The 16,630-nt window shown below is 42.0% G+C and carries 17 protein-coding genes; all 17 read left to right on the top strand.

Translation table 11 applies throughout. The features are described 5' to 3' along the window. Positions 1–59: 59 nt before the first annotated feature. Positions 60–1,178 (top strand): tRNA guanosine(34) transglycosylase Tgt, encoded by a 1,119-nt coding sequence (gene tgt / locus BLS16_RS16925; RefSeq protein ID WP_176786212.1) that lies wholly within the window; start codon positions 60–62, stop codon positions 1,176–1,178. Between the two features lie 101 nt (positions 1,179–1,279). After that, entirely contained in the window at positions 1,280–1,570 is a 291-nt protein-coding gene (gene yajC, locus BLS16_RS16920) for a preprotein translocase subunit YajC (RefSeq protein WP_014901874.1), read from the top strand. A 115-nt stretch (positions 1,571–1,685) separates the two neighbouring features. After that, on the top strand, positions 1,686–2,459 hold the full coding sequence (locus tag BLS16_RS16915; RefSeq protein WP_092334847.1) for an EcsC family protein: 774 nt from the start codon (positions 1,686–1,688) through the stop codon (positions 2,457–2,459). Then, entirely contained in the window at positions 2,456–3,118 is a 663-nt protein-coding gene (locus BLS16_RS16910) for an HD domain-containing protein (protein WP_092334846.1), read from the top strand. The genes BLS16_RS16915 and BLS16_RS16910 overlap by 4 nt, the downstream gene beginning before the upstream one ends. 132 nt (positions 3,119–3,250) lie before the next feature. Further along, positions 3,251–4,486 carry a protein translocase subunit SecD gene (secD, locus tag BLS16_RS16905; protein ID WP_092334845.1) on the top strand — a complete coding sequence of 412 codons (1,236 nt, stop codon included), beginning with the start codon at positions 3,251–3,253 and terminating at the stop codon, positions 4,484–4,486. Further along, complete coding sequence (secF, locus tag BLS16_RS16900; protein WP_092334844.1) at positions 4,486–5,445, top strand: protein translocase subunit SecF; 960 nt, start codon at positions 4,486–4,488, stop codon at positions 5,443–5,445. The genes secD and secF overlap by 1 nt, the downstream gene beginning before the upstream one ends. A 175-nt stretch (positions 5,446–5,620) precedes the next feature. Further along, positions 5,621–6,457: a polysaccharide deacetylase family protein gene (locus BLS16_RS16895; RefSeq protein ID WP_242876342.1), complete on the top strand. Its 837-nt coding sequence runs from the start codon at positions 5,621–5,623 to the stop codon at positions 6,455–6,457. 219 nt (positions 6,458–6,676) lie between these two features. Continuing rightward, a complete protein-coding gene (locus BLS16_RS24685; protein WP_282433767.1) occupies positions 6,677–6,802 on the top strand; it encodes a hypothetical protein in 126 nt (41 codons plus the stop codon). Between the two features lie 48 nt (positions 6,803–6,850). After that, the gene (locus BLS16_RS23770) at positions 6,851–7,021 is read left to right on the top strand and encodes a hypothetical protein (RefSeq protein WP_176786211.1); all 171 of its coding nucleotides are present in this window, start codon (positions 6,851–6,853) and stop codon (positions 7,019–7,021) included. Between the two features lie 244 nt (positions 7,022–7,265). Further along, positions 7,266–7,397 carry a hypothetical protein gene (locus BLS16_RS24680; protein WP_282433766.1) on the top strand — a complete coding sequence of 44 codons (132 nt, stop codon included), beginning with the start codon at positions 7,266–7,268 and terminating at the stop codon, positions 7,395–7,397. Positions 7,398–8,248: 851 nt separating this feature from the next. Further along, the gene (locus BLS16_RS16890; protein WP_092334842.1) at positions 8,249–8,695 is read left to right on the top strand and encodes a hypothetical protein; all 447 of its coding nucleotides are present in this window, start codon (positions 8,249–8,251) and stop codon (positions 8,693–8,695) included. Positions 8,696–8,924: 229 nt separating this feature from the next. Beyond that, positions 8,925–9,914 carry a cation diffusion facilitator family transporter gene (locus BLS16_RS16885; RefSeq protein ID WP_092334841.1) on the top strand — a complete coding sequence of 330 codons (990 nt, stop codon included), beginning with the start codon at positions 8,925–8,927 and terminating at the stop codon, positions 9,912–9,914. Positions 9,915–10,043: 129 nt separating this feature from the next. Then, positions 10,044–12,455, top strand: a complete 2,412-nt coding sequence (gene recJ, locus BLS16_RS16880; protein ID WP_092334870.1) for a single-stranded-DNA-specific exonuclease RecJ — start codon at positions 10,044–10,046, stop codon at positions 12,453–12,455. 67 nt (positions 12,456–12,522) lie between these two features. Next, positions 12,523–13,035: an adenine phosphoribosyltransferase gene (locus BLS16_RS16875; protein ID WP_014901889.1), complete on the top strand. Its 513-nt coding sequence runs from the start codon at positions 12,523–12,525 to the stop codon at positions 13,033–13,035. Positions 13,036–13,094: 59 nt separating this feature from the next. Further along, on the top strand, positions 13,095–15,329 hold the full coding sequence (locus tag BLS16_RS16870) for a RelA/SpoT family protein (protein ID WP_092334840.1): 2,235 nt from the start codon (positions 13,095–13,097) through the stop codon (positions 15,327–15,329). Further along, the gene (dtd, locus tag BLS16_RS16865) at positions 15,330–15,779 is read left to right on the top strand and encodes a D-aminoacyl-tRNA deacylase (protein WP_034597208.1); all 450 of its coding nucleotides are present in this window, start codon (positions 15,330–15,332) and stop codon (positions 15,777–15,779) included. A gap of 13 nt (positions 15,780–15,792) precedes the next feature. After that, positions 15,793–16,413 (top strand): MBL fold metallo-hydrolase, encoded by a 621-nt coding sequence (locus BLS16_RS16860; protein WP_092334839.1) that lies wholly within the window; start codon positions 15,793–15,795, stop codon positions 16,411–16,413. Positions 16,414–16,630: the final 217 nt, after the last annotated feature.

Raw genomic sequence — 16,630 nt, 5'->3', positions numbered from 1 at the left:
CAATGTAATTGGCCAGAGGTTCGGAATGCTTTTTAAATTTAAGAAGGAAGTGAATAGGTTTGGCTGCCGTATATTTGGAAATACTTAAGGAAGATTCTCGAACGAAGGCTCGTTTAGGTAAACTCCATACACCTCATGGAACTATAGATACACCGGTATTCATGCCGGTTGGAACCCAAGGGACTGTGAAAACTATGACTCCGGAAGAGATCAAAGAAATTGGGGCCGGAATGATCTTAAGTAACACTTATCATTTGTTCTTGCGCCCGGGGCATGAATTGGTTCGAGAGGCAGGGGGGCTTCATCGCTTTATGAACTGGGATGGGGCAATTCTTACCGACAGTGGCGGTTTTCAAGTGTTTAGCTTAGGAGATATGCGTACTATAAGAGAAGAAGGGGTTGAATTCAGATCACACATTGATGGATCTCGTCAATTCCTAAGTCCGGAAATATCAATGCAGGTTCAAATGTCTCTGGGCTCTGATGTGGTAATGGCTTTTGATGAGTGCGCACCTTATCCGTGTACTCATACATATGCTAAGGATTCTTTGGAGAGGACCACGCGCTGGCTTAAGCGTTGTAAGGAAACTTTAACTACGACGGATACACAATCCTTGTTTGGGATTGTTCAAGGAGGTATGTTCGAAGATCTGCGACGACAAAGTGCGGCTGAGATCACGGAATTAGATTTGCCAGGCTATGCTATTGGGGGCTTAAGTGTCGGAGAACCAAAGGATATTATGTATGAGGTGTTGGACTATACCGTTCCTTTACTCCCGAGAGAAAAACCCCGCTATCTAATGGGTGTAGGATCACCGGATGCACTGATTGAAGGTGTTATGAGGGGAATCGATATGTTTGACTGTGTGCTGCCAACTAGGATTGCCCGGAATGGGACAGCACTGACTCGTTTTGGCAAAGTAATTGTTCGTAATGCAGGATCTGCTCGGGATTTTGGGCCCATTGACCCATCCTGTGATTGTTATACCTGTCGGAATTATTCTCGTGCTTATATTAGACATCTGCTCAAAGCTGAAGAAATTTTAGGCCTTCGATTAATGAGCATTCATAATCTGCGCTATCTCCAGATCCTAATGCATGAAGTTAGGGAAGCAATTAAGGAAGACCGTTTGCCGGAATACCGGGAAAAGTGCTTTTCTGATTATGGGTATGAATAACAAGAAGTAAGCAAAAGCGACTTATATTTTTAGTAATTCGGAAGGATTTTTGCTATGATATGGTGAAGTAGTTTAGGAGATAAATAAAGGAGGAATATAAGTTGAATCAATCTACCTTAACTTTAGTCCTGTATTTTGTGGTCTTTTTTGGGATAATGTACTTTCTCATGATTAGACCTCAACAAAAACAAGCTAAAAAGCGTCAGGAATTAATGAATAATCTTCGTACCAGAGATCAGGTAATTACAACCGGTGGAATCTATGGTAAAATCACAAAAGTCAAAGAAGACTCTGTAATGTTGCTTATTGCTGAAAAAGTAGAGATAGAGCTGGCTAAAAGTGGCATAGTAAGCGTAGAGAACCGTGATATTGAGTTAGAAAAGGACAAGTAGTTCATTCTATTAGTAGATTTAAACTTATGTAAAAGCAAGAATAGGTAAAAGCAAGTGGCAAGACCACTTGCTTTTTAAGCTTATACTGTACATAACTGTAAACGAGGTGAACACTGTGCCCTTCTATAAAGATCCTAAAATTAATGAAGAAATGTATGAAGAGCATGTGCGAGCAGATTTAAATCACTGGGTTAGGAAATTGTTGCAAAGGCCGGGCTTGGTGGAACGAACCTCAAAAGTCATTCAAACCAAGGTAAATGACAAAATTATACCTCAAAAAGTCCATACTGTAATTACCGCGACTGTTAAAGGATTGATTAAATCCGTGGTCTTTGGACTTGAGTATGTACCCAATAGTCCCACAATTTATGGAATAAGCTTACGAGAACGCGACTTGAAGGCCCAGAGCCTCTTAACCAAATATCGAAAAGTTGCTGCAGCAGAAGGGGCCGGAACCGGTGCAGGCGGCTTTACACTAGCGGTAGCGGACTTCCCGGCTCTTATCGTAATTAAAATGAAATTTCTTTTTGAGTTAGCGCATATTTATGGGTTTTCTACCGAAGATTATCGAGAGCGTTTATTCTTGTTATATGTTTTTCAACTTGCATTCTCAAGTCAAGAGAAACGCCCCGAACTTTATAATGTCATTCTAAATTGGGATAAGAACATAGCGAATTGGCCGGTGGAGAAAGAAAGTTTGCAGCAAGTTAATTGGGAACAATTTCAACGGGAGTATCGTGATGCCATAGATTTCCGAAAAACACTTCAGCTCATACCTGGTTTGGGTATAATTGTGGGGGCCTGGGCAAATTATGGGCTATTAGACGATTTGGGAATTGTAGGTATCAATTGTTATAGAATGAGAATTTTGGGAGGGGTTAAACTTTGACAAAGGTCACTCTGCAAGAAATTAAAGCGGATCCTTATGTACAAGCTCTTATTGATGCCGGAAACCGCCATCTTGCTGCCATAGGCTATACAGAGCATGGCCTAAGGCACGCCGGCCTGGTCTCTCATATTGCGTCAAATATTTTAGAGAAAATGGAGCATTCCGATAGGGAGTGTGAACTGGCTGCGATTGCCGGCTATCTACATGACATTGGAAATGCCGTGAACCGTGTGGATCATGCTCACTCCGGGGCAATTCTGGCGGCGGGAATATTGGAACGCCATAAGATGAATTCCGAGGAAATCGCAATCATTATTGGGGCAATTGGAAATCATGATGAGCAAGATGGTAACCCGGTTAATGTTATTTCTGCGGCTTTGATTTTAGCTGATAAATCAGATGTTCACAGATCCAGAGTAAGAAATTCGGATTTGGCAAAGTTTGACATTCATGATCGGGTGAATTATGCAGTTAAACGGTCTTTTTTGCGAGTCTATCCCAAAGAACGTATTGCTTTAGAACTAACAATTGACACGGAAATTTGTCCGGTTATGGAATACTTTGAGATATTTCTGGCACGGATGCTTCTTTCCCGCAAAGCTGCAATTTTTTTAGGAACAAAATTTGAATTAAAGATTAACGAGGTAAAGCTACTCTAATAGTAAATTTTCCGTGGTATTCCCTAATTTTCTCAGATTACTGGTTATCGAAGATTGACATTGCAAACTTGAAGGTTCTATAATGGAGTTTGGCATGGGCAAGTCCCATAACAATAAAAGGGAGGAAGGCAGATGAGACGGGGAAACATCATCAAACTGATAGTGCTGGTGCTTCTTGTAGCGGTAGCTACAGGGTTATCGATTAAGCCCCTTGTGGATCCCGTAAATGGAATCCCGTTGGGACTTGATCTACGCGGCGGGGTACATCTAGTACTTCAGGCAGAGCAGGATAAAGAAGGCAATCAAATTACTAATGACGATATTGACAAAGCGAAAGCGATTATTGAGAACAGGGTTAACGATCTGGGAGTTTCCGAACCGATCGTCCAGGCAGACTATGGTAAGAAAAGGATTGTTGTTGATTTAGCAGGTGTTACAGATCCGGATAAGGCAGTTAATATCCTCAAAACAACCGCTAAATTAACCTTTAGAGATGCTCAAGGAAAGGTTCTCTTGCAAGGAGACGATTTAAAAGATGCCAAGGGCGGACAAGGTCAAGGCGGACAAGGGTATGTGGTAAATTTAACGTTTTCCTCTGAAGGGGCGAAAAAGTTTGGTGATATAACAACCCAGTTAGTGGGTCAGAGACTAGGTGTATATCTTGATGAGGAACTCTTGACCAATCCAACCGTTAACACACCGATTCTTAACGGTCAAGCAGAGATTACCGGCTATGCTACTTTAGATGAGGCAGCTGCAGATGCAGTTCTCATGCGTTCAGGATCGTTGCCTGTGAGCTTAAGTATTGCTGAGAAACGTCAAGTGGGAGCATCTTTAGGTGTAGACTCTTTAAACAAAAGCATTCATGCAGGTATTTACAGTTTGATTTTTATATTTCTCTTTATGTTGATTTACTACCGCTTACCTGGTGTTGTAGCTGATTTTTCGCTAATTGTTTACGGACTTATTGTCTTGTGGGCCTTTTGGGGGTTCAAGGTGGTATTAACTCTTCCAGGTATTGCAGGTTTCATTCTCTCAATTGGGATGGCTGTAGACTTTAATATCATTATATATGAGCGGGTAAAAGAAGAAATTCGGGCAGGGAAGTCGATTCGAGCTGGTGTAGAGTCTGGGTTTAGCCGAGCTTTTATAACGGTCATTGATGCCCACGTGACGACTCTTATCGCAGCATTTACTCTTTATCTCCTCGGGAGCGGTTCTGTTAAGGGATTCGCATTGACCCTGGGTATCGGGATTCTTGTTAGTTTATTTACTGCGATTACGTTTACTAGGCAGGTATTACGCTGGGTAGTGGGAATTAGCCCTAAGATGAAGACATTCTGGTTTGGCGTTAGGGGGGATGTGTAATGACGAAGACTGGACATTCAGCAACCTATGAAGAGGTTCAGAAATTACATCCACTTTATTTTAATATTGTAAGAAGACGGTTTTGGTGGTTTGCAATCTCTCTTTTAATTATTATCCCGGGGATTATTTCCTTGTTCCTCCAAGGGCTAAATTTGGGGATTGATTACACTGGTGGAACAATGCTCGATATTACCTTTAATAAGGCCGTGACACAAACCGCAATATCAGATACCATGAAATCTGTTGGGTTGGAAGGGCCTGTACAGTTGTCCAATGGTGACACTGCTGCCTTGATCAGAACTGAAGCCCTCGAAGAAGACAAACGAAGTGAATTACTGAACGCTTTAGAGACTAAGGTTGGGGCCTTTGACAAAGCATCTTTAAAAGAGGATAAGGTAGGCCCGGCCATGGGACAAGAACTGACCAGAAATGCTATATATGCTTTGATTATTGCCATGGGAATGATGATCATCTATATTACTATTAGATTCCAGTTTGTCTTTGCTATCTCAGCAATATTAGCTTTGTTGCACGATGTTTTTGTGGTTGTCGGAGTTTTCTCGTTGTTTCGCTGGGAAATTGATGCTACCTTTGTGGCAGCGATCTTGACAATTGTCGGTTACTCCATTAATGATACAGTGATTATCTTTGACAGGATTCGGGAGAATGAACCCAAGATGAGGCGGGGAGACAGTTATGAGGATATGGTGGACAAATCTGTTTGGCAGACTATGCGTCGGTCAGTTAATACGGTCATAACTGTATTAATTTCTCTGTTTGCGGTATTTATCCTGGGTGGAGAATCGACAAGAATGTTTTCCTTAGCCATGTTAATAGGTGTGTTTTGTGGAGCCTACTCCTCAATTTTCATTGCTAGTCAAATACTTGTCGAGATAAAAAGACACATGAAGAAAAAGCCTCGCTCAGGTGGTAAGGTGGCACAAGCTACTACAAAATAATTGTTCGTATTAAAAAGAGATCTCAAGCTAAGCTTTGGGATCTCTTTTTAATAGAAATAAAGTTTTAGCAAAGGATATAAGACTGATGAAATTAAGAATATATGTTAGAATAATGGCGACAAGTAATTTTGTTTAAATATCTCAAGCAAAGGGAGCAAGCGCTGTGAGCAAAATTGTGAAAAAGCTACTATTGGTTGTCCTTTTTCTGATTGGACTTGGTATTAGTGGTTGTAGTGATGAGAAAGCTTCAAATGTCACTTCTCAGTCTACACTATCCTTGGATGAACCTAGTTTGGCTAAGATTGAGTCATCTAATATTACCGCCAAAGTACAAGCTCTTCAGGAAGTTCAACAAATACCGGTCCTTTATTACCATTCAATTATGTTGGAGGAAGGTAATGAAGTAAGAATGCCTCCCGAACAGTTTGAAGCACAGATGTCCTACATGCGAGATAAAGGCTATGAGAGTGTTAGTCTGAACGAATTATATAATGCCTTTTATAACAATGAAATACTTCCGCCTAAACCGTTTGTGATTACCTTTGATGATGGTTATGGAGATAATTATACAAATGCGTTTCCTATTGTGAAAAAGTATGGTTTTACTGCTACTGTGTTTATGGTGTCAAGTTATATTGATGGAGAGGGTTTTTTATCCTGGGCACAGCTTAGAGAATTAGTGGCAAATGAATGGGAAGTTGCTGGACATACTGTAAGTCATCCCTACTTATCTCAATGTGATAGAAAAGTGCTATACAATGAACTTTTAAGTTCCAAGGAGGCCCTCGAAAAAGGTCTTGGCCTGCCGGTAAGATTTTTTGCTTACCCTTACGGAGATGTCACTGGGGATGTGGAGCAGGCAGTTAAGGATACTGGTTATGTGATGGCCTTTACTACAAAACGGGGTTGGTTTGACCCCAGCCTTGATAAATGGCACCAGAAACGTGTTTATTGCTTTGCTAATATGGGGCTAAACGAGTTTTCTCGACGACTTCAGGATTCAAACTACTAAGAGCTCTTACAGTTTAAGTGAACATGGGAACCCTGCTTACAAGAAGTGGGAGTTTAAGCTTTTGATAAAACCGAGCTAAGTTCAGAGGTAACGCTCCCATTAATTTGGAGAGGGTTATTTTTAATTTTATATGGAAAATATTAACACAATTTCTGTTTTTTACATATCTTACTGTGAGCCCAAGAAAATAGAATATATTGGAATAAGGAGGTAACTAATATGGCATATGGTGTTGGAGCAGTTGAAGGTGTTGAAGGTGTTGGATGTGGACCTAATTTCTTACCGGGTATTGCGGTAGTTGTAGTAATTATCCTCTTGTTAATTGCAATGGGTATAGTTTTCTAAATAAAGATCTTCTAACTTCTAAAAAATGAACTATAAGGAGGAAATACAATGTACGGATATGGATATGGAGCAGGAGCAGGATTTGGTGGAGCGGGATATGGTGGAGCATGCTGCCCAGTCACCCCAGTCGCCCCGGTTGGCCCGGTAGGTAATGGAATCGGAGCAGGAATTATCGCAATCGCTATTCTGATCTTAATTGCTTTAGGCGTTATTTTTTAATAGCTCACCCTCATGAGTTGTTGAGCAAAAAACTTTAAACTTCGGTGGCGAAACCTCCGATGGCAAAAGCCTGAGGATGGTTTCGCTGAGTGGGAGTTTTAAAACGGATAAGGGAGGTCATAAGTATGTTTGGAGCAGGCGCAGGTGGATTAGGTGCAGGGATTGCTGCAGTTGTAGTTATTATTCTTTTGCTTATCGCAATGGGAATCGTATTTTAAGTAATTAAATATGAGGAGGAGATATTATGTACGGATATGGTTATGGAGCTGGAGCAGGCGTTTGTTGTCCGCCAGCTGGCCCAGTTGGTACTGGAATTGGAGCAGGAATTATCGCAATCGCTATTCTAATCTTAATTGCCTTAGCAGTAATATTCTAAGCAAAAAAGTAATTTAAAGGAGGTCATAATATGTTCGGAGGAGCTGGAGTTGGCACTGGATTAGGTGCAGGAATTGCAATCGTTGTTGTAATCATTCTTTTGCTTATCGCAATGGGAATTGTATTCTAAGTTTGTAGCACATTTCAGTTGACATTTGGAGGTGAAGTTCATGTACGGATATGGTGCTTGTGCCGGTGCCGGTGGGTATGCTGGGGCTGGAATTATAGCTATTGCCGTTTTGATTCTGATCGCTTTGGGAGTTATATTTTAAGTTAGATTAGAGTGTTGTTAGGCCCCTTGGCTATGAGGGGCTTTTTTTTTGGCTATGGCAGACGATCCCTTCACACCTTTACGCAGTTGCAGAATTGGGGTAGTAGAGCGTAGGATCTTAAGTTAGTTGAGTAAGTAAGGAAATAGATAATGGCGCCGGCATATTGCTGCAGCGCCATTATCTGTAAATTTAAAAAGAGTCATAATATAGAAGGCTAGAATCAAATTAATATATCAACATAAGATTAAAGTTTGAACATATCAGGATTATCCCTGAGTTTACGGCCTACCACCACCAGCGGCGAAAGCCCCACCAAGGACCGAAGCCAAAGCCAAACCAAGGGAAACCCCAACCCCAACGACGTCCCCACCACATAGCAAAAACCTCCTTTTCAATATAGAAATAATTCTTGGAAAAGGTTTGAATTAGATCTACCTTGATACAGAGTATGTGGAATAATATAACTGTGTTAACAAATAAAGGGCTATATTCAAAATTTCCAAAGTGACTCTTTTTATAAGATTAGATTGGTAATTGGTGGGATATACTAACACGAATAAACAATGGGGGGAAAGGGCTCTTGGGATTTATACAACTAGTTCTATTAGAGGGTATACTTCTTATTTGCGCAGGAATGATTTTCTTTGGAGGAATCTGGGGAACCTTTGCTGCAATAGTGGCTTTAAGCGGAATAAACCTTCTTTCTTATGATGCACCACAGTTTTGGTATTGGGAAATTCCACTAATAGTTGGCGGGCTTCTGGGAAGTTTACTTCTGTTTACGGTTGGAAAGAGAGCAAATAAATCTCAAATTGTAGGAGGGCTTGTAGGAGGGCTAACAAGCTTAGTTATGTTTGGTGCCTTTGCAACACCTATTATTGCTATACTGCTATGGGCTTTTGTTTTCGGCACAGGTCTTATTCCTAAAAGTAAGAAGAGCCAGGTATTATGGAGCTTTGCTCCGACAATTTTAAGAATAATGTTAGGAATATGTGGGATTATTTACGGAAACATTCTCACTGCTTAGTGGAAATATACATTATTTTAATGGAATAGTGAGACTAAACAAAGCCTTGCTATTATGTATATTTTTTGTTATCTTATACATAACTTATTATGTCAGGCATATAGCTGGGCTTCAGCTTTGGGGCAGCAGAGTAATCTGCGGGACTACCTTATTATAAGGGGTCCTATTTTTATGTAGTTAGATTCTTTAGCATCTCGTTTACTGAAAGAATTGGTGAGGAGAGTTTGTCATGAATGAGAAGACAAAGGTCGCCACATTATCAGTCGTTTCAAATATAATATTGACATTATCTAAGGTTATAATCGGCTTTCTTAGTGGCTCCGTTAGTATCTTGTCAGAAGGAATTCATTCGGGTATTGATTTAATAGCGGCCATTATTGCTCTTTTTGCCGTAAAGGAATCCGGGAAGCCTGCAGATTCATGCCATGCTTATGGACATGGAAAAATCGAAAATGTTTCGGGTACGATTGAAGCTGCGCTAATATTTGTGGCAGCACTAATGATAATCGTTGAAGCGATTCAAAAAATCAGAGAAATCCTTAGCGGCAGTGGAGGCCATGTTTCGGATTTAGGGCTGGGATTAGGTCTGCTAATCATGGCCGTGTCGGCGGTTATGAATTTTATTGTATCTTCACGTCTGATGAAAGTTGCGATAAAGACTGATTCAGTAGCTCTTGAAGCGGATGCCTTACATTTACGGACAGATGTCTATACATCTCTAGGGGTCTTATTAGGATTACTAATTATAAAATTTACTGGGTGGATTATAATTGACCCCATTATTGCCCTTGGAGTTGCCTTTATGATTATACGAGCAGCGATTGACCTTTCCAAAAAGGCCTTTGCACCGCTAGTTGATGTTAGCTTGCCTGACGAAGAGCGAAGGATTATTGCTGAAGTGCTCCAACTCTATGAGGAAGAATTTGTTGAATTTCATAAACTACGGACCCGTAAAGCCGGAGCAGAACGGCATGTTGATTTGCATTTAGTTGTTGCCAAATTTACCCCTGTGGTTGACGTTCATGAACTCTGTGATAGGATTGAACAAGAGATTAATGAGAAATTATCGATAACTTATGTCTTGATTCATGCGGAACCATGTAGCACCAGAGAAGAAGAATGCCCTGTTGAGAATGGGGTGACTGCTACCTGTCAGCGCTGCGGTTATAGACCCCGAAGGAGTAATCTGAGGTCAGAAGTTCGAGATAAAGAGAGATAAGTGAGGCATAATTGAGTGAGAGTTGGTTCGGCCATCATTTCGAACAATCATCGGTGGGCTGGTCGACCATTGATAATGGTTGCTGCAATTTTTGCGCTGTTCTATAATGAAAGTCTGGAGGAGATATTTGTGAAACGCATATGGTCGGTACCGCAATCTTCCGGACGTAGGTCGGAAACACTGGGAAGTTTATTAGGGGTTTCCCCGATTGTCTCAGAGATACTGGTTCAAAGAGGGTACGAAAAGCCGGAAGAGGCTATTGAATTTTTACATCCTACGCTCCTAAATCTAAATTCCCCTTTCTGTTTTTGTGATATGAGGAAAACCATAAAGAGATTAACTTTAGCCCTAAAGCGTCAGGAAAAGATACTTATTTACGGAGATTATGATGTTGATGGAGTGACAAGTACCACTTTATTATATAAAGTACTTATAGATCTGGGTTTTCAAGCGGTAGCCTATATCCCTCACCGCCAAGATGAAGGTTATGGTCTCCATGCTGAGGCTGTTGAGCGTGCGGCTAAGGTGGGAGTGAGCGTAATAATTACGGTTGACTGTGGAATTACAGCAGTCGCCGAAGTAATCCAAGCAAAAACCAGTAATATTGATATCATCATTACTGATCACCATGAACCCGGTCAAGTCTTGCCGGAGGCCTTTGCTATTATCAATCCGAAGCTTGAAAATTCAGGTTACCCATTTCGTGATTTAGCCGGAGTTGGGGTAGCGTTTAAATTGGCTCAGGCCTTGTTACAATCTCTGGGAAACCTTGAAGTAGGCATTCAAACGGAAATGTATCTTTTAGATTTAGTTGCTTTAGGGACTATTGCAGATCTTGTCCCAGTAGTTGGGGAAAACCGGATTCTGGTTCATTATGGTCTTCGCCAAATGGAAGAAACCAATCACCCTGGCCTAGCTGCTCTTCTCGAGGAGTGTGGTTTAAAGGATAAACCTCTTAAAGCTGGACAGATCGGCTTTATGGTTGCTCCCAGAATCAACGCTGCCGGACGAATGGATAGCGCCCGAGCGGGGTTGGAACTGCTCTTATCCGAGGATGCCGAACGAGCTACTGAACTTGCTCGGCAGTTAACCAAAGAAAACCAAATGCGTCAGGAAACGGAAAAGGAGATCCTAGCAGAAGCCGTTTCCTTATTAGAGGGTAAACCGTTGCCCAGAGTTATCGTTCTTTCAGCAGAAAATTGGCATCATGGGGTTGTGGGGATTGTGGCCTCCCGCTTGGTAGAACGGTATTATCGACCGGTTTTTATGATCTCGGAAGATGGAGATGAGGCTAAGGGATCAGCCCGTGGAATTCTGGGGTATCCGGTTTTAGAACAATTAAGTCAACAGGCCCATCTTCTAACAAAGTTTGGCGGACATAGACAAGCTGCTGGCTTCTCTCTTCTTACAAAAGATGTCGGAAAACTCAGAGAGGGCCTTAATAAGCAAGCATTAGCCTTCGATGAAGCTCTGTTTCAAGAAGTCTTACGAGTTGATTCCTTAGTTACTCTGAATATGGTCTCTCCAGACTTACTTCGTCAACTTGAACAAATGGCACCCTTTGGACTTGGCAATCCCGGCCCAATTCTAGCTTGTAAGGAAATTCCTGTGCATTCCTTGAGTGCTGTTGGCAAAGAACAAAGTCATATTAAATTTCGTTTTGGATCTAAAGGAGAACAAGAAGGAATTGCGTTCAGAATAGGAGAACGTTTACGTGAACTTCAGGATGAACTAACCTTGGATGCCGCTTTTGCTCTTGATTGGAATACTTTTCGGGGGCGGGAGGATGTTCAATTAATGATTAAGGATGTCCAGCCTGAGGCAGATTGGAATGATCCTTTCATCAAATACACTAATCAGGAAGTAGCTGCTACACTTGAGGAGCAGGAAATAGAATGGTTAGATTGGAGATATATACTGAGGTCTGAATGGCCAGTACAAAAAAAAGAAGGTTTATGGGTTTGGGACAATACAGGGAGTATGCCGACTCTTCGACTTGGGAATGATTTGCCTAATAGCGATAATTCCCCTAAAAGTCTCATCCAGGACAAGCATTTAGATGTCAATGAACAAGCAATAGTTAAGCGAAACCTTGGCATGATACTCGGTTTGCCGCTAACAGGTGAGGATTTCAAGGAGGGTGTCGAAAAATTACGGGGATTAGGTATATTTCGCATTGCACTAGCAGGATTTGAAAGCCCTCTTGAGGAAAGAGTTCGTCAACGTTGTTGTTTTATATCTCGCGATGAGCTCGTTGAATTATATCGGGAACTCCAGACCAAATCAAAAACGGCTAACCCCTTTCTTTGGGGTGGGAATCAAACTGTATCCCAAGCTCAAAAAGCTGCCTTGAAGATATTTGAAGAGTTGGGACTTATCCAATGCCTAGGCGGATCAGACGAGTTCTTTCTAAAATGGATTCCCGCGAAAAGCAAATTAGAGCTGGACTCTTCTTCGCGCTATCGCCTAACCAAAGAACGGTTTGAACAGGCATTAAAGTTTCACAAAGAACTATTAAATTCAGCGCTTAAAGTCCTGTAAGAATTACTCCATTATAAGGTTGTTGCACTCAATTTGAAGTATGCTTAAAGAAAGGCGGCTTAAAGACATGGATTTTAGAGATCATATTCGCGTCATATCTGATTTTCCCAAGGAGGGAATTTCCTATAAGGACATTACTACACTGCTTAAAGAGGGTGAAGTATATCACCAAGCTATCGATGCTTTTGTAGAAAAGATAAAACCTTGGAAGCCTGATGTCATTGTGGGGCCTGAAGCCCGGGGCTTCTTATTTGGTGCCCCGGTGGCCTATGCCTTAGGAGTAGGGTTTGTTCCTGTTCGCAAACCCGGTAAATTGCCTTCAAAAACAATTTCTGAGACATATGCTTTAGAATATGGATTTGATACATTAGAAGTACATGCAGATGCTATAAAGCCTGGAGAACGAGTAGTTATGGTTGATGATCTGTTAGCAACTGGCGGAACAATGTTGGCAACAGCAAATTTGATCCGAAAGATTGGGGCAGACGTGGTTGGCATGGGTTTTCTAATTGAATTGGCATTCTTAAATGGCCGTGAGAAGCTGATCGATTACCCGGTTTTTTCACTGGTAGAGTATTAGATTTGCAGCTTTCTGAGTGGTAGATCAAGTGTTATTGCAAGGATGAGAGGAGTTCACCTATGTCCTTCCCAGAATTATTAGTAAAAATGAAAAAGAAGTTTCCGCAATCACGGATAGGTATTGTGGATAAGGCCTATCACTTTGCTGAAGTAGCGCATAGGAACCAACTTCGCAACTCAGGGGAAGATTATATCTTACACCCCTTAGAAGTTGCCCAGATCTTGGTTGAACTTGAAATGGATGAGGCCACAATTGCAGCCTCCTTGCTTCATGATGTAGTAGAGGATACTGAATTTACTATTGCTGATATAGAAAAGGAATTTGGATCAGAGATTGCTTTGCTTGTTGACGGTGTCACTAAACTCGGGCGAATCGAGTATAAGAGTAAGGTCGAACAACAAGTAGAAAATTTACGAAAAATGTTTTTAGCAATGGCTAAAGACATTCGAGTCATTCTCATTAAACTAGCTGATCGCCTGCATAACATGCGCACTTTAAAATATCACTCAGAGCAAAAACAAAAGGAAATTGCTCAGGAAACTCTAGAGATATTTGCCCCTTTAGCTAACCGTTTAGGTATTTTTCGAATTAAATGGGAGTTGGAGGATCTTTCCTTTCGATATCTAAAGCCCCAGGAATACTATGACCTTGTTGAAGGAATAGCGCTCAAACGGCGAGAGCGTGAAGCCTATATCAATGAAGTTATTGTGCAAATGCGAGAACGTCTGGATGAAGTGGAGATTTTTGCTGATATTGCCGGGCGTCCAAAACATTTTTACAGCATCTATCGTAAAATGACGACTCAGAACAAAGACCTGAGTGAAATCTACGACTTAATGGCAATTAGAGTAATTGTAGACTCTGTTAACGATTGCTATGGTGCCTTAGGGATCATCCATACTATGTGGAAGCCAATACCCGGTCGATTTAAAGATTACATTGCCATGCCTAAGCCGAATATGTATCAATCGTTGCATACTACCCTAATTGGACTGCACGGAGAACCTTTTGAAATCCAAATCCGAACCTGCGAGATGCACCGAACTTCAGAATATGGAATTGCTGCGCATTGGAAGTACAAGGAAGGAAGTAACAAAGAGTGCGCTACCAAGGGATCGAGTGGCAAAGACTGTGGTAACAAAACAACGAGTGTAAATTTCGAGCAAAAACTCTCCTGGTTGCGTCAACTGTTGGAATGGCAGCATGATTCTCGGGACGCCGGAGAATTTATGGAGTCCTTAAAAATTGACTTGTTTGCCGATACGGTCTTTGTGTTTACGCCTAAGGGTGATGTGGTTGAATTGCCTGCAGACTCCTGTCCGGTAGACTTTGCATATCGGGTTCACACGGATGTGGGACACCGCTGTGTAGGTGCTAAGATCAATGGTCGAATTGTTCCGCTTGAGACAAAATTAAACAATGGCGATATTTTAGAAATCCTTACCTCGAAGCAAGGGAGCGGCCCCAGCCGAGATTGGCTGTCTTTTGTTAAAACGTCACAAGCTAAAAATCGAATTCGTCAATGGTTTAAGAAAGAACAGCGTGAAGATAATATCATACGCGGGCGTGAAAACTTGGAGCGTGAGGTGCGTAAGTTAGGCCTGGATCCCGCAGCTGTCCTCAAGCCGGAAAGTCTTATGGTTATTGGGAGGAATTACAACTTTGTTGGATTGGATGATCTATACGCTTCCATAGGAGATGGCGTACTTACCACCAATAAAGTTTTAATGCGCTTGCGTGAGGATCTTACCAAAGAAGAACGAGAGAAAATGCAGCTAGCCGCCCTTCAACAGGGGGAAGGTAAAGCACCGGCTCAGATTTCTTACGGCAAAGCATCCCATGGGGTTAGGGTTAAAGGTGTCGATAATGTACTGATACGTTTTGCCCAGTGTTGTAATCCTCTGCCTGGTGATTTGATCATGGGTTACATTACCCGTGGGCGAGGAGTTTCTATTCATCGTGAGGATTGTAGCAATGTCCTTAGTCACTCTGATGAAGAAAGTAATCGGATCGTTGAGGTTATGTGGGCAGAACAAGCAGACTCCACTTACCCTGTCGATATCCAAATCTACGGCATGGATAAGCCGCGTCTGGTCACAGAGGTTATGAATACAGTTTTAGATACCCGCACACATATTCTTGGGATCAATGCTCGAGTTGGTAAAGGGGATGTGGCTCATATCCAGTTGCGAATTGAGATTAGGAATCTAGAGCACCTTAAAATGGTTATGCAAAAAATTCGTAAGGTGAAAGACATCACTGAGGTCAAGCGAATCCATTCAGGAGGAACCTAAATGCGCAGTGTCATTCAGCGTGTAAAAAGTGCTTCTGTAACCGTAAACGGTGAAAGGGTGGGAAATATTGCTGAGGGTCTTTTGGTGTTACTGGCTGTCGGTCAGGACGACGGAACTGAGGATTTAAACTGGATGATCGACAAACTGGTAGGACTACGAATTTTCGAAGACCAAGAGGCAAAAATGAATCGCTCTGTTCAAGACGTGGGGGGAGAAATTCTTATGGTATCCCAATTTACTCTTTATGGTGATTGCCGTAAGGGGAAACGCCCCAGCTTTTCAACGGCTGCGCCACCGGATCAGGCTAAGGCTTTGTTCAATCAAGGCGTAGAGAGAGCTCGAAGTTATGGCCTAAAGGTTGAGACTGGGGTCTTCCAGGCAGAGATGGACGTTGAACTGGTTAATAATGGACCTGTGACGATACTCTTAGATAGTAAAAAGAATTTCTAAGGAGGTTTATTGAATGCTTGAAGGGCGAGCTATGGGTGCCATGGGGGCAAATTGTTATTTATTCTCTTGTGCAGAAAGTAAGAATGCTGTGGTTATCGACCCGGGTGCTGACGGGAAACGGATTTATCGCTGGATATTGGAGAAGGGTCTCAAAGTTGAATATATCCTGCTGACTCATGGGCATATTGATCACATTGGTGCAGTGGATGAACTTCGAGAGTTATTAGGCGATGTAAAAGTAGGAATACACGAGGGCGACGCAGGAATGCTTACTGATGGGAAAAAGAATCTGTCGAGTTATTTTGGACCGGGGCTGGCCCTTCAGAAGGCAGATCTCTTGCTAGGAGACGGGCAAGAACTTATGATTGGAAAAGAACAACTAAAAGTTATTGCCACGCCGGGTCATTCCCCGGGCAGTGTTTGTTTTCTGTGTTCTGACGGGTTGATTAGCGGGGACACTCTGTTTGCCGGTTCGATTGGCAGAACTGATTTTCCGGGAGGGTCAATGGATCAGCTTTTGAGTGGGGTCAAGAATAAGCTTTTGCTGCTTCCTGAAAATACTCGAGTTTTCCCAGGCCATGGAGAGGAAACCAGTATCGGGGAAGAAAAGCGGGATAATCCGTTCTTGGTGTAGCCCTTACGCTTTATTGACAACCCCCATTGCATTTGATAAAATATATCGATCAAAGGTAAACGTTTGTTACCAATCGCAAAAAATATTAATGTAGAAGGCTCAAAACACAAAACCTTTTGGAAAATTCCGTGTTAACCTTTCTCCAGGGAGGGCTTGCATGACTGGAACCAGCCTGAAAGACGCACGGTAGGACAGCCAATAAGGGAGCTTTTTTACA

Origin of the sequence: Desulfosporosinus hippei DSM 8344 (genome assembly GCF_900100785.1) — a bacterium.
In the GTDB taxonomy this organism is placed as follows: domain Bacteria; phylum Bacillota; class Desulfitobacteriia; order Desulfitobacteriales; family Desulfitobacteriaceae; genus Desulfosporosinus; species Desulfosporosinus hippei.
The sequence above is the reverse complement of the archived record's forward strand: the minus strand, read 5'-3'. Positions and strand labels throughout refer to the sequence as shown.

Coding starts and splice junctions, on each gene's coding strand:
- secF (WP_092334844.1), top strand. CDS start 4,486: ATGACGAAGACTGGACATTCAGCAACCTATGAAGAGGTTCAGAAATTA.
- BLS16_RS16860 (WP_092334839.1), top strand. CDS start 15,793: ATGCTTGAAGGGCGAGCTATGGGTGCCATGGGGGCAAATTGTTATTTA.
- BLS16_RS16885 (WP_092334841.1), top strand. CDS start 8,925: ATGAATGAGAAGACAAAGGTCGCCACATTATCAGTCGTTTCAAATATA.
- BLS16_RS23770 (WP_176786211.1), top strand. CDS start 6,851: ATGTACGGATATGGATATGGAGCAGGAGCAGGATTTGGTGGAGCGGGA.
- dtd (WP_034597208.1), top strand. CDS start 15,330: ATGCGCAGTGTCATTCAGCGTGTAAAAAGTGCTTCTGTAACCGTAAAC.
- BLS16_RS16870 (WP_092334840.1), top strand. CDS start 13,095: ATGTCCTTCCCAGAATTATTAGTAAAAATGAAAAAGAAGTTTCCGCAA.
- BLS16_RS16875 (WP_014901889.1), top strand. CDS start 12,523: ATGGATTTTAGAGATCATATTCGCGTCATATCTGATTTTCCCAAGGAG.
- BLS16_RS24680 (WP_282433766.1), top strand. CDS start 7,266: ATGTACGGATATGGTTATGGAGCTGGAGCAGGCGTTTGTTGTCCGCCA.
- BLS16_RS24685 (WP_282433767.1), top strand. CDS start 6,677: ATGGCATATGGTGTTGGAGCAGTTGAAGGTGTTGAAGGTGTTGGATGT.
- secD (WP_092334845.1), top strand. CDS start 3,251: ATGAGACGGGGAAACATCATCAAACTGATAGTGCTGGTGCTTCTTGTA.